This window comes from Anaerotignum propionicum DSM 1682 (genome assembly GCF_001561955.1).
GTDB lineage: Bacteria > Bacillota > Clostridia > Lachnospirales > Anaerotignaceae > Chakrabartyella > Chakrabartyella propionicum.
The window spans coordinates 2683481-2697845 of sequence record NZ_CP014223.1; the positions used below are offsets into that span (position 1 = coordinate 2683481).

Below are 14365 nucleotides of genomic sequence, written 5' to 3' on the forward strand. Positions count from 1 at the left end.
GCACCTCCTTATAAAAAATAAATACGATCTGCTCTTGCAATAATTTTGCCTTTAAAGTGTACAAATACAGGCACGCTTAGAAAAGCCCATAGTTGTAGACACTAGGAAATTTTATCATCCGGATTCTGAAAAGTCAAGGTTTTTCTGAAAAGCTAACCATTTTTCCCACTCTTTAAACATGATTTTCTATTTTTGAGGGTAAATGTCTTTAAAAATAAGAAAAATTATTATTTTGTAGCTATAAAATTCATCCAGTTACATGAACTCCATATGGTAAGGGTTGCTATTTTCTTACCCCCTTCTGCAACAGATAGTTAATATAGAAAGCTTTTATTCATACTTTCTTCTATATTACTATATAAGAAAGATACTATATATCAAAATCCCGCATTTTTAAAACTATTTGATTTATTCTGCTCTCCATACTAATCCCATCATACTTCCCTAAAAGAAGCTGAGATTCAATTTTTCCGTCTTTCATAAACAAAACTCTTTCCGCCCTAGACGCAACCTTCGCATCATGGGTTACCAGCATAATAGCGGTACCTTTTTTATGAATATCTAAAAATAACTCCATAATTTCTTCTGAAGATTTGGAGTTAAGTGCACCAGTAGGCTCATCTGCAAACAAAATTTGGGGGTCATTCATTAGTGCACGGCAAATACCGGCACGTTGTAACTGACCACCAGATATCTCAGTGATACCCCTATTTTCCAAATTAAATAGACCTGTGTCTTTCAGGAGCCCTTTTGCTTTTGCTATTATGTTTTTAGCATCTTTTTTGTTGTTTTGTAAGCTGGGAAGAATGATATTATCAAGGACATTCAAATTTTTAAGCATGGTTGGCTGCTGAAATACAAAACCCATCTTTGTCCTGCGCATATCAGCAAGGGCATTCTCGCTTAGCTGTGATAACGCTTGACCATCAAATTCAATCCCTCCGCTATCAATGGTATCGGTACCACTCAAAGCAAAAAGCAGTGTGGATTTCCCACAGCCTGACGGCCCCATCACTCCTACAAACTCTCCATCTGTTATTTCTATATCTACATTATTTAATGCAGTTGACTTTTCCTGCCCTTTACCATAGGTCTTAACAATACTTTTACCACTGATTATTTTCTTCATAAGCCTACTCCTTAATATAATCCGGTATTTTAAATGAGGAAATACCCCAGATACCTAGCCGTGTTGCAACACCAACACTAGCTGCCATAAGCAACGGTGAAAATAGGTACGCAAACACAGGATTAATCACAAAACGGAATGTGGATGCACCAAAGGATGCAATTAGTCCTCCACCTAACAGTTCTCCCAATGTATTTGCTAAAATTGTACCAATCAATATACCCAAAAATAGTACGGTGTACGCTCTGGCCATATATTGAATAAGAAACTCAGATGTTTTGAATCCAAGGGATTTCATCACAGCAATAGAATAGCGCTCCTTTGTCAGAAGCATTTTCATAAACAGAACCGTCACCAGTATAGTAAGCATAACAGCGATAGCAATGGCTGCATAGGAAACCTTTTGTACTGCATCAATAATTCCGCCAAATGACTGCTTAACATACTCATCAATATCCGCTACCTTTGCATAGGAAAACTGCTCCTTATATATAGCTACTTTTTGGGAAGCCTCCACTCCTCTTTGGAGCCTCACAGGAATAATGCTCCAAAGAATCTTGCCTTCCTTCGTTTGAAAAATAGCCTTGGCAGTTTTGCCTCCATTTGTAATATCTGAATATATCCCGCATATGGTAAGGGTCTTTTCTCGTCCATCAACAATCAGTTTAATGGAATCATTCATACCTATTTTCAAATCATCTGCGACAAATCGGGAGATAGCAATCTCAGATTCACGCTCAGGTGCCTTGCCGGACGAATATTTGATAGGAAAAATTGAATGGTCCCCCAACTCTACCTTAAGCTTCCCAAGCGTACCATCTGGCTTAGGCATATCAAACATATAGCTTGTTAGCACCGTGTATTCTTCTATCTCTGAATCCTTTGCCATAAAGCTTGCTATCTTCTCAGCTCTTATACCAATATTATCCTGTTGCTGAATATCCATTCGCATATCACATTCCCCTATGCCCATATAGGTCATAAAGTTACGCTGAGAAATGGTATTGTAGATATTTTGTGGTACAATGATTAGAAAACAGGAAATAACTAGTACCAAAAGCATTGTGACATAAAGCTTTTTCCTTATCAAAACATCCTTAAGACCAAGAAAAATATTGGGGGAAAGCACTCTAACGTCAGACAGTCGAAAGCCTCTTCCTACTTTTGATTTTTCCTGTGGTGCCCCGAAACGGATGGCCTCCGCCGCAGAAATATTTTTGAAACGGCGTAAAACACCATTCACGTACAGCATCACAACAAAAAAGATAATTAAGACACTCAGCATTCCAAACAACATACCCAGATCAGAGCCACCGGTCTCTCCCATATATAAACGCATATTTGCTAAAAAAGGCTCTTTTGCAAACAAGGAAAGTACAAAGCCTCCAATGCAGGCAATTCCTCCAAGGACACCGTATTTAGCCAGATACAACTGCCGAATGCTATGTGTTCTCAGTCCAATTGCTTTCAGCACACCTATTTCTCGGTAATCCTCCTCTATTTTTGCCAGCAGTGTGAATCGGATACACAAGAAACTAACGATGATTACAAGTACACTAATGAGTATTAGCACTGCAATCATAATACCATCGTCAATTGCGTTTGCCATTTTGAACAAGGAATAGGTAATAGCAGGAGGCCCGTTGGACGGAAGACCCTTAGAAAGATATTCTGCTTCAAAAGCGGACGCCTTAGAAGGGTCGGTGAAACGAAACTCAATGAGATACTCTAGCTTTCCAGAATCCCTAATCAAATCAAAATCAGCCTGGTTCACAAGAAAACGTTTGGAAGAAATCATTGAAGGGTTCATTTGGGAATCCCGTACAAAACCGGCAACTGTAAAATGCACACCGTGAATCACAACACTATCCCCGATGTTTGCCTGACCACTTTTCATATAATAAATAGGAACATAAATCTCTCCTTTGGCGGGTGTAGTAATCTCTCCATCAAGATTTAGAAGAAAGTCAAAGTGTTGGCTTTGCACAGAAAGGCCATTATCCTGGATAGAACCAGCTAGAGAATTTTCGCCAATCATCAACTCAGACCCCTCTATATTTAAAAAGGATGTGACTTGAAAATCTTTAATATTTTCCTGTCCCTCTACGAAATTTAAGAGTTCCTGCAAATTTATCTTGCCGGAATGCATCTGCAAAAAGTGAGGTGTTTTCGCTTTTTCCATCATACCTTCAATAGAGGAAAAAAGGCTCACAGAAAGTATTGCCGCCATAGAAGTAAGCATTGCCGCTAACAGAATAAATACGGTAATGGTAATGGTGATAAGCTTACTTTTCTTTATATCATTCAAAATCAGTTTTCGATACATAGTTCACCTCAATTCTAAGTTGTCTTAGTCCAAAAAAAGAGCATGCCTCTTCTAATTGATACGTAAAAGCCAATGAATCAATTGAAAAAATTACTCAGTATCCTTTTTGTTTATATGAAACAACGTAATTACACTGTCAAAACACCCTGGCGCAGCCCCAAAAAGTCGTTCCAGATTAAAGATAAAGGCTCTAACTCTTTTTAATAAATCTTCACCAGTAAGCTTTTCGGAATAGTCATCAAAAACAGTGTTAACATGAGCCACTACCATTTCTAAGCTCTCATAAGGATAAGGTGTATGAAATATTCCCTCTTTCATACCATCCTCAATAATATCCATCAGGATAGGTGGTATGCCTTCCAGCATTGTCTCATGTGTTTTCTGATGCATTAAAGCATTCTGAGGTCTATGCATCTGCTGGATAAGAACCCCTGGCTTTCCATCTTTATCAGCATTCATTGCCATTAACGTCTGAATTAATCGTTTCATTACCGGAATATTTCTATTTTTAGCAATCTGTTTTGCTTCTTCCAAAAGTTTTTCGCAATGTCGCTCTATAAGCGCATCTAAAACATCTTCTTTTGATTTAAAATGATAATATACTGTCCCTCTTGCGATTCCCGCCTTTTCTATAATCGCACTGATTGTAGTACCGTCAAAGCCGTCTATGTTAAACAGCTCCTCTGCGGCATCTAGTATCTCATTTTTACGCACATCGGCTTCTTTAATGATTCGCATATTTATTGCCTCCAATTAGACTGAACGTCAGTCTAATAATTTTATAAGATGCATTGTTTTTTGTCAATACATTTTTTTATTGAGTAGTCCGATGTTTGTAAATTCATTCTCATCGTATGAATATAAATATACGAATACTAAAATTTGCATATTCTACTTCTTATAGCTATAAATTAGAAAAGCCCCGCCAATAGGCGGGGCTTTCAGATATTCATTAAATCATATCTTCTTCATCCATATAGATTTCATCATCCTGATAATCGCTTTCGCCACCATCCGGTTGAATTTCTATATTGCGGTATCTAGGCATACCGGTACCTGCTGGAATCAGCTTACCGATAATAACGTTTTCCTTCAGACCAATCAATGGATCAATCTTGCCCTTGATTGCAGCTTCCGTCAGAACTCTTGTTGTTTCCTGGAAGGATGCCGCAGACAAGAAGGAGTCTGTTGCCAAGGAAGCCTTTGTGATACCCAGAAGTACACGGGCACCATTGGCAGGTGTCTTTCCTTCTTCCTCCAATGCAGCGTTGGTATTCTCGAAAACAAGCCAGTCAACCAAGCTACCGGGTAAGAATTCTGTATCTCCGTTTTCTTCGATTTTCACACGCTTGAGCATCTGACGAACAATAACCTCAATATGCTTATCGTTGATTTCTACACCCTGCAAGCGGTATACACGCTGAACTTCCTGAATCATATAATCCTGAACGCCGCGCAGACCCTTGATTTTCAAGATGTCATGGGGGTTTACGCTACCTTCTGTGATTTCGTCACCGGCTTCAACCATATCACCGTCATAAACCTTAATTCTGGAGCCGTAAGGAATCAAATAATCCTTAATTTCTCCTGTTTCACGGCTTTCAATGGTAACTTCTCTCTTTTTCTTTGTATCCTTCAAAGTGATACGACCGCCGAATTCTGCAATAATTGCAAGGCCCTTTGGCTTTCTCGCCTCAAATAATTCCTCGACACGAGGAAGCCCCTGGGTGATGTCATCACCGGCAATACCACCGGTATGGAACGTACGCATGGTCAACTGTGTACCGGGCTCGCCGATGGACTGCGCCGCAATAATACCAACGGATTCACCGATACGTACATATCTGCCGCTGGCCATATTGGCACCATAACACTTAGCACAAATACCGATATTAGAACGGCAAGTCAATACCGTACGGATTAATACCTTCTTAATGCCTGCCTTTTCCACCTGCTCTGCTTGGTCAAATGTTATCATAGTATCCTGAGGAACAATCAAATCACCTGTTTCGGGATGGATGATATCAAGAACGGACCATCTACCACGGATTCTTTCCTGCAAGCCCTCGATTACTTCGTTACCATCCATAAATGCGGATACCCATAAACCGGGTGCCTCCCTATCGCTGTCTTCACAACAATCCCATTCACGAATAATAATATCCTGAGAAACGTCTACCAAACGACGAGTCAAGTAACCGGAATCGGCTGTTCTGAGAGCGGTATCTGTCAAGCCCTTTCTCGCACCATGGGCGGAGATAAAGTACTCCAATACAGATAAGCCTTCACGGAAGTTTGACTTAATAGGCAATTCAATAATACCACCGGAGGGGTTCGCCATCAAACCACGCATACCTGCCAACTGTTTAATCTGGCTGTTGGAACCACGGGCACCGGAGTTTGCCATCATATAGATGTTGTTATATTTACCCAGACCAGCCAATAGTGCTACAGTAATTTTCTCGTTAGCAATATTCCATGCTTCAATAACCTTATTGTGACGTTCTTCATCAGTCATCAAACCACGTCTGAACTTTCTGGTAATCAATTCAACCTTTTCCTCTGCCTCAGCCAAGAATGCAGGTTTTTCCTTAGGAATTTCCATATCAGATACGGATACGGTTAAAGCAGCTTTTGTGGAAAACTTGTAACCTAATGATTTTATTTTATCCAAAACTGCTGCGGTTTCAGTGGAACCACAACGATTGATACACCTGTTGATGATTTTACCAATCTGCTTTTTGTCTACCAAGAAGTCAATTTCATAACGGAACTTATCTGCTTCGCTGGTTCTATCCACATAACCTAAATTTTGAGGGATTGCTTCGTTGAAAATAATTCTACCAACCGTGGTACGAACCATACGAGATTCTTTTACTCCACCAAAAGTCAAAACTTTCTTTACACGAATGGCTTCATGCAACGTAATCTGATGATTGTCATAAGCAAGAATTGCTTCTTTTTCATCCTTAAAGGCTTTCATAATCAAATCGCCCTTAGCCTTGATTACATTGCCTGCCTCATCCAACAAATCCTCTTCATAACGGTGATTTAAATCTTCTCTTTCAAGTGTCAGATAGTACATACCCAAAATCATATCCTGAGAAGGCACTGTAACAGGGGCACCATCAGAAGGCTTCAAGAGGTTGTTTGGAGAAAGCAGTAAGAAACGGCATTCTGCCTGAGCCTCTACAGAAAGAGGAACGTGAACAGCCATCTGGTCACCGTCAAAATCGGCATTATAAGCAGTACATACCAAAGGATGCAGCTTAATTGCACGACCCTCTACCAAAACAGGCTCAAAGGCCTGAATACCTAATCTATGCAGTGTTGGGGCACGGTTCAACATAACGGGATGCTCTTTGATAACATCCTCCAATATATCCCAAACCTCAGTTTGCAATCTTTCTACCATTCTTTTTGCGGATTTGATGTTGTGTGCCAAGCCATCTTCCACCAGCTTTTTCATAACGAAAGGCTTAAACAATTCGATAGCCATTTCCTTTGGCAAGCCGCACTGGAAAATTTTCAGCTCAGGGCCAACAACGATAACGGAACGTCCTGAGTAGTCAACACGCTTACCCAAAAGATTCTGACGGAAACGACCCTGCTTACCTTTGAGCATATCGGAAAGAGATTTCAATGCACGGTTACCGGGGCCTGTTACAGGTCTACCACGTCTGCCGTTGTCAATCAAAGCATCCACGGCTTCTTGCAGCATTCTCTTTTCGTTTCTAACAATAATATCAGGTGCACCCAAATCCAAAAGTCTCTTCAAACGGTTATTTCTATTAATAACACGTCTGTACAAATCATTTAAGTCACTTGTGGCAAAACGTCCGCCATCCAGCTGAACCATAGGACGGATATCAGGAGGAATGACAGGAATAACATCCAGAATCATCCACTCAGGTTTGTTACCGGAAATTCTGAAGCTTTCGATTACCTCCAGCTTTTTGATAATACGAACTCTCTTCTGTCCTGCTGTAGTTTCCAAATCCCTTTTCAGTTCAACAGATTCCTTTTCCAAATCAATATCCATCAACAGCTGCTTTACTGCTTCTGCACCCATAGCAGCCACAAATGTGTTACCAAACTTATCATATGCTTCTCTGTATTCTCTTTCGCTCAAAAGCTGTTTATACTGCAATTCTGTATTGCCGGCATCCAGTACAACGTAGGAAGCAAAATACAAAATTTTCTCCAAAGCTCTGGGGCTCATGGCAAGAATTAAGCCCATTCTGGAAGGGATACCCTTGAAGTACCAGATATGAGAAACAGGTGCCGCCAATTCGATATGACCCATTCTTTCACGTCTTACCTTCGCCTTGGTTACCTCAACCCCACAGCGATCGCAAATAACGCCTTTGTAACGAATTCTTTTATATTTACCACAGTGGCATTCCCAGTCCTTCGTAGGTCCGAAAATTCTTTCACAAAAAAGACCGTCCTTTTCAGGCTTTAATGTTCTGTAGTTAATTGTTTCAGGTTTTTTAACCTCGCCTCTTGACCACTCACGGATTTTTTCGGGAGACGCCAAACCAATCTTAATGGAATCAAAAACGATTCCCTGTTCATTATTCTGTGCATTCATGGCTGTGTTCTCCTTTCTTACTCCTCATCCAAAAATTCGTCTTCCAGCAAGTCTTCTTCGAACTCATCCTCAACCAAATCATCGGTTTCAGTTTCCACTTCGGCTTCAACACCTTCTTCGCCGTCAAAGAGGAAATCAACCAACTCTTCTTCCGCTGTTAAAGGTCTGGGACGACGATAGTCTTGTTCTTCTGCATCAAACCCATCAATATTCACATTCAGGTCATCCACATCCTCGATGGATTCTTTGATTTCAACCTCAGTCTGGTCTTCACGCAGAACACGAATATCCAACGCCAAGGACTGCAATTCCTTCAACAATACCTTGAAGGATTCAGGCACACCGGGTTCAGGGATATTTTCACCCTTAACAATAGATTCGTAAGTCTTAACACGACCAACAATATCGTCAGATTTCACAGTCAAGATTTCCTGAAGGGTATAAGCTGCGCCGTATGCTTCCAGCGCCCAAACTTCCATTTCACCGAAACGCTGACCGCCAAACTGTGCCTTACCGCCCAAAGGCTGCTGTGTAACTAAGGAGTAAGGGCCTGTGGAACGAGCATGAATCTTATCATCAACCAAATGGTGAAGCTTCAAGTAGTGCATGAAACCGATGGTTACACGGTTATCGAAAAATTCACCGGTACGACCGTCACGCAAGGAAACCTTACCGTCTCTGGAAAGCGCAACACCCTTCCACTCTTCTCTGTGATCTCTGTTTGCATAGAGCTCATCAAGCACGTCACCTTGCAATAAGGGCTTCCATTTTTCGGAGAATTCTTCCCAGCTTGTATTTACATAGTCGTTGGCCATTTCCAACGTATCCATAATGTCAATTTCGTTTGCACCGTCAAATACAGGTGTACTGATTTTCCAGCCCAAAGCCTTTGCCGCTAAGGAAAGGTGGGTTTCCAAAACCTGACCGATATTCATACGAGAAGGAATACCCAGAGGGTTCAAAACGATATCCAAAGGTCTTCCGTTTGGAAGAAAAGGCATATCTTCTACAGGGAGTACGCGGGAAACAACACCCTTGTTACCATGACGACCCGCCATTTTATCACCAACAGAAATTTTTCTCTTCTGGGCAATATAAACACGAACCAACTGGTTTACACCGGGACCTACATCGTCGCCGTTTTCTCTTGTAAAGATTTTTACATCAACAATGATACCTGTTTCACCGTGGGGCACACGCAGGGAGGTATCTCTAACCTCTCTTGCCTTTTCACCGAAAATGGCACGAAGGAGTCTTTCTTCCGCTGTCAGCTCTGTTTCACCCTTAGGTGTAACCTTACCAACCAAAATATCGTTGGGGCGAACTTCAGCACCAATACGAACGATACCTCTTTCATCCAAATCTTTCAGCGCATCATCACCAACGTTAGGAATATCTCTTGTGATTTCTTCAGGTCCCAGCTTCGTGTCTCTGGCGTCAGCTTCAAATTCACTGATATGAACAGAGGTATAAACGTCTTCCTGAACCAGTCTTTCGCTAAGCAAAACAGCATCCTCGTAGTTGTAACCTTCCCATGTCATAAATCCGATAAGGGGGTTTTTGCCTAAAGCCAATTCACCCTGACATGTGGATGCACCATCGGCAATAATCATGCCCGGCTCTACCCTGTCGCCCACATTGATAATAGGCTTCTGGTTTAAGCAAGTGCTCTGGTTACTTCTTTGATATTTTACCATTTTGTATCTGTCTCTTTGAGATGCATCGTTACGTACAACAATTTCATCTGCGGAAATTCTCTCAACCACACCGCCATTTTTTGCAATTACACAAATACCGGAATCCTTTGCGGTTTTATATTCCATACCTGTACCAACAATAGGAGAATCTGTCACCATCAAAGGCACAGCCTGACGCTGCATGTTGGAACCCATCAGCGCACGGTTCGCATCGTCATTTTCCAAGAAAGGAATCAGGGCTGTAGCAACAGAAACCATCTGCTTGGGAGAAACGTCCATCAAGTGAATTTGATTTTGGTCAACCTCGATAATTTCCTCTTTGTGACGACCGGTTACCTTTTTATGAACAAAGTGACCTTCATCATCTAAAGGCTCATTCGCCTGAGCAACGTTATAGTTTTCTTCTTCATCAGCAGTTACATAAATAAATTCCTCTGTAACACGAGGTTCATCACCACTGTTATCCACCTTTCTGTAAGGTGCTTCGATGAAACCATATTCGTTAATTCTTGCAAAGGTAGCAAGGGTATTAATCAAACCGATGTTAGGGCCTTCTGGGGTCTCAATGGGGCACATTCTGCCATAATGAGAATGGTGAACGTCTCGAACCTCGAAGCCCGCTCTTTCTCTTGACAAACCACCGGGTCCCAAAGCGGATAAACGACGCTTATGTGTCAATTCGGAAAGAGGGTTATTCTGATCCATAAACTGAGATAACTGAGAGCTGCCGAAGAACTCTTTAATGGCAGCCGTTACAGGACGAACGTTTACCAACGCCTGCGGTGTAACTACAGCCAAATCCTGGGTTGTCATTCTTTCCCTTACCACTCTCTCCATTCTGGAAAGACCGATACGGAATTGGTTTTGCAGCAATTCGCCAACGGAGCGAATACGTCTGTTGCCTAAGTGGTCAATATCATCCACATTTCCATATGCATAATCCAAATGTAATACATAGTTAATCGATGCAAAGATATCTTCCAATGTAATATGCTTTGGAATCAATTCATGAATGTTTTCCTTAATCGCAGCGGCAACTTCCTCTGGGCTCTGGTATTCTTCCAAAATGCGCATCAACAATGGATAGTATACCATCTCTCTGATGCCCAAATCCTCTGCCTTCAAGCCAAACTCTTCAATGTAGCCATCAATTTCAACAGCCTGATTACTCAAAACCTTCAGCGTTCTATCTTCAACTTCAACATATACGCTGCGAACGCCTGTGTTCTGAATTTCTTCACACATATCCATTGTTAAAATGGTACCTGCTTCAGCAACCACTTCACCTGTCATAGGGTCAACAATGTTTTGAGCAAGCTTTGCACCACGAATTCGGTTTTTCAGAGCAAGTTTCTTATTGAATTTGTAGCGTCCAACCTTCGCCAAATCATAACGCTTAGGATCAAAGAACATACCATCCAACAAGGACTTGGAGCTTTCTACAGTAGGAGGCTCACCGGGACGAAGTTTTTTATAAATTTCAATTAAGCCTTCTTCATGGTTCTTGGAAATATCTTTTTCCAAGGTAGCCAAGATTTTAGGCTCTTCACCAAACATTTCAAGAATTTCAGCATCTGTACCAAGACCCATTGCACGAATCAAAACAGTAACGGGTACCTTTCTGGTACGATCCACACGAACATAAAAAACATCATTAGAATCTGTTTCATATTCCAGCCACGCACCTCTATTGGGGATGACCGTGGCAGAGATCAGCTTTTTGCCGACCTTATCATAATCAGAAGCATAGTAAATGCCGGGAGAACGAACAAGCTGGCTAACAATAACACGTTCCGCACCATTTATAATAAAGGTACCGGTTTCGGTCATTAAAGGGAAATCCCCCATAAAAATTTCCTGTTCCTTTAATTCATCCATTTCTCTATTGTAAAGTCTGGCCTTCACCTTAAGGGCTGCCGCAAAGGTTGCATCCCGCTCTTTACATTCTTCAATGGAGAATTTAGGCTCGGAATCCAGTGAAAAATCAATGAATTCCAATACAAGATTGCCGCTAAAGTCTGTAATTGGTGAAACATCCTCAAATACTTCCTTCAGCCCCTCACTTAAAAACCACTGGTAGCTGTTTTTCTGCACTTCAATCAAATTGGGCATTTCCAAAACCTCATTGATTCTGGAATAGCTCAATCTGGTTGTGTCGCCCAAACGGAGTGCATGAATTCTGTTTTTTTCCATCTTGTCACCTCTCGAAATAATGATTGCATCGACATAAACACCGCTTCCATATAAGCAAGCGAAAAGGGTTATCCCCCTGTCTGGACACAAAAAATTTAGAACTGCTTAAACAAAGCTAGACCTTTGCCTGCTCCGCCTTTGATCAGCGGCCATGACAAAAGCCTCTTTCTTTAAGAAATTCTAATCCTTACCATTGAGTATTAGGCCAAAAAACGCCTTACCCTCGTATATATTGAACAAAAAACAACCCCCCATAAATCATAAAACAGTTTAGTTTACCCAGTAAAATAGGCAAATTCAACCAAAAATCAATCGGATACCAAAAATCTGTTGAACTTTAATTTCCATTGTGTTATACTGCTTTTAAGTTGGGACATTGTCCATATTCGCCAATGTGTGAAATATTTTACCATTTTTGCGGCTTGCTGTCAAGCCCCTTTTTTATTGGCTTTTTCAAGGATTTTCTGCTTTTTATCAATGTCATAAATCCTGAGCTTTTTTCCATTCTATTTTATCTCCGATTTTTCTGTCGAATCAACTCAAAATTTGAATTCGCACAAATTCTATGATAAATTTAAATAAATGTTTGTTAATATTTTTTGTTTCATATCCCTTAAAAAATATCATTTTTGTGAGAAAATATTGTACTTTTTTAAATACATTCTTATTCCCCCTCATATCTTCCTTACTTTTATTGCAAAAAGTTCTAAAAAGTTATATAGTTTTGAATGAGGTGAATGATTGTGACCAAAGAAAATTATCAGCATATATTAGAAAAGACCTTAAAACAATTAGAGCAGACAAAGAAACGACCGAGGCTATTGTTGCATAGCTGTTGCGGCCCATGCTCCTCTTACGTTTTGGAATATCTGTCTACTTATTTCGATATTACTATCTTTTATTACAACCCCAATATTGCTCCTTTCGAAGAATTCACTTTTCGTGCTGAGGAGCAGCAAAAGCTATTAAAAGAGATCTCCTTAGCTTCTCCCGCCTCCTTTTTATTAGGGACGTATGACTCTGCCGCCTTCTTCGAATTGGCGAAGGGACACGAGAATGAACCTGAAGGCGGGCTTCGCTGTAAAGCATGCTACAAACTTCGTCTGCGCAAAACTGCAGAAGAAGCTAAAAAGGAAGGCTTTGATTACTTCACCACTACCCTTAGCATCAGCCCCCACAAGGACGCCCAATCACTGAACCAAATCGGCAAGGAATTATCAGAAGAATATGATATACCTTATTTATTTTCAGACTTCAAAAAACGAGATGGCTATCGTCGTTCCTGTCAATTATCTGAAATATATGGTCTTTACCGACAGAATTATTGCGGCTGCCCCTATTCAAAACTGGAGGCAGATCTACGTCATGGTAATTCTAACCAGAATTCCCATAATTGAAACATAGAAAGGATCTGTAAATATGAGTCAACGTCAAAAGGGCATCTTGTGCATCATCCTGTCCTCCTTTTCTTTCGCCATGATGAATCTTTTTGTTCATATGGCAGGGGAATTGCCCTCAATTCAAAAGAGCTTTTTCCGAAATTTTATCGCAATGCTATTTGCCCTTGCAATCTTACTTAAGGAAAAGCCCGTTGTCTCTTTAGACAAAGAGTCCAAGAGATATTTAATCTACCGTTCTGTATTTGGTACCATTGGCATCGTATGTAATTTTTATGCCGTTGACCATATGTTACTCTCAGATGCATCTTTACTAAATAAGATGTCACCGTTTTTTTCTGTTTTATTTGCAATATTATTTTTGAAGGAAAAAATCAATTTATTTCAACTATTTTCAATTATTTTTGCTTTTATCGGCGCACTGTTTGTGATTAAGCCAACTGGCATAAACCTAAACACCCTTCCAGCAAACCTAAACACCCTTCCAGCTTTGGTTGGTCTATTCGGGGGTATTTGTGCAGGAGCCGCTTACACCTTCGTGCGGGCCATGGGTCAAAGAGGTGTACAGGGGCCCGTAATCGTATTCTTTTTTTCCACCTTCTCCTGTTTGGTTACATTGCCTTACTTAGTCTTTCAATTCCATCCCATGAGCCTTTACCAAACAGTCATGCTGCTTCTTACAGGACTTGCTGCAACAGGCGGGCAATTTGGTATCACTGCCGCTTATTGCTACGCACCTGCAAAGGAAATCTCTGTTTTTGACTACTCACAAATTCCCTTTGCCGCTTTATTGGGTTTTGTTTTTTTCGGTCAAATACCCGATTTATATAGTTGGTTTGGCTATTTCATTATTTGTGGCACAGCCTTGGCAATGTTTTTGTATTTAAACGAGCATTTTCATAAAAGTAAGGAAGTCCTTACTAAATAGTAAAGCATCTTTCCATTGGAGAATCTATTTTTGATATTTAAGTGCACTTCTAGATATTTTTAATATCTGCTGTGCACTTTTCTTTTCTATAACTATAATCT

At 40.6% G+C, this 14365-nt stretch carries 7 protein-coding genes; 2 read left to right on the forward strand and 5 right to left on the reverse strand.

The genetic code is table 11. The features are described 5' to 3' along the window. Window positions 1-370: 370 nt before the first annotated feature. From CPRO_RS12640 to rpoB, 5 genes are all read right to left on the reverse strand, one after another. Window positions 371-1129 (reverse strand): ABC transporter ATP-binding protein, encoded by a 759-nt coding sequence (locus CPRO_RS12640; RefSeq protein WP_066052507.1) that lies wholly within the window; start codon window positions 1127-1129, stop codon window positions 371-373. A 4-nt stretch (window positions 1130-1133) separates the two neighbouring features. After that, complete coding sequence (locus CPRO_RS12645) at window positions 1134-3455, reverse strand: ABC transporter permease (RefSeq protein ID WP_066052510.1); 2322 nt, start codon at window positions 3453-3455, stop codon at window positions 1134-1136. 90 nt (window positions 3456-3545) lie between these two features. Continuing rightward, window positions 3546-4193 (reverse strand): TetR/AcrR family transcriptional regulator, encoded by a 648-nt coding sequence (locus CPRO_RS12650; RefSeq protein WP_066052513.1) that lies wholly within the window; start codon window positions 4191-4193, stop codon window positions 3546-3548. Between the two features lie 214 nt (window positions 4194-4407). Then, window positions 4408-8049 carry a DNA-directed RNA polymerase subunit beta' gene (gene rpoC, locus CPRO_RS12655; protein ID WP_066052516.1) on the reverse strand — a complete coding sequence of 1214 codons (3642 nt, stop codon included), beginning with the start codon at window positions 8047-8049 and terminating at the stop codon, window positions 4408-4410. Between the two features lie 17 nt (window positions 8050-8066). Continuing rightward, the gene (gene rpoB / locus CPRO_RS12660) at window positions 8067-11939 is read right to left on the reverse strand and encodes a DNA-directed RNA polymerase subunit beta (protein ID WP_066052519.1); all 3873 of its coding nucleotides are present in this window, start codon (window positions 11937-11939) and stop codon (window positions 8067-8069) included. 737 nt (window positions 11940-12676) lie between these two features. On the opposite strand from rpoB, the gene CPRO_RS12665 reads away from it, so the two are divergent. Continuing rightward, window positions 12677-13336, forward strand: a complete 660-nt coding sequence (locus tag CPRO_RS12665) for an epoxyqueuosine reductase QueH (protein ID WP_066052521.1) — start codon at window positions 12677-12679, stop codon at window positions 13334-13336. A 22-nt stretch (window positions 13337-13358) separates the two neighbouring features. Next, a complete protein-coding gene (locus CPRO_RS12670; RefSeq protein ID WP_066052524.1) occupies window positions 13359-14264 on the forward strand; it encodes a DMT family transporter in 906 nt (301 codons plus the stop codon). The last annotated feature ends 101 nt before the right edge of the window (window positions 14265-14365 follow it).

Excerpts from the sequence above, each read along its gene's own strand:
- CPRO_RS12640 (WP_066052507.1), bottom strand. The coding sequence starts at position 1,129 with ATGAAGAAAATAATCAGTGGTAAAAGTATTGTTAAGACCTATGGTAAA.
- CPRO_RS12645 (WP_066052510.1), bottom strand. The coding sequence starts at position 3,455 with ATGTATCGAAAACTGATTTTGAATGATATAAAGAAAAGTAAGCTTATC.
- CPRO_RS12650 (WP_066052513.1), bottom strand. The coding sequence starts at position 4,193 with ATGCGAATCATTAAAGAAGCCGATGTGCGTAAAAATGAGATACTAGAT.
- rpoC (WP_066052516.1), bottom strand. The coding sequence starts at position 8,049 with ATGAATGCACAGAATAATGAACAGGGAATCGTTTTTGATTCCATTAAG.
- rpoB (WP_066052519.1), bottom strand. The coding sequence starts at position 11,939 with ATGGAAAAAAACAGAATTCATGCACTCCGTTTGGGCGACACAACCAGA.
- CPRO_RS12665 (WP_066052521.1), top strand. The coding sequence starts at position 12,677 with ATGATTGTGACCAAAGAAAATTATCAGCATATATTAGAAAAGACCTTA.
- CPRO_RS12670 (WP_066052524.1), top strand. The coding sequence starts at position 13,359 with ATGAGTCAACGTCAAAAGGGCATCTTGTGCATCATCCTGTCCTCCTTT.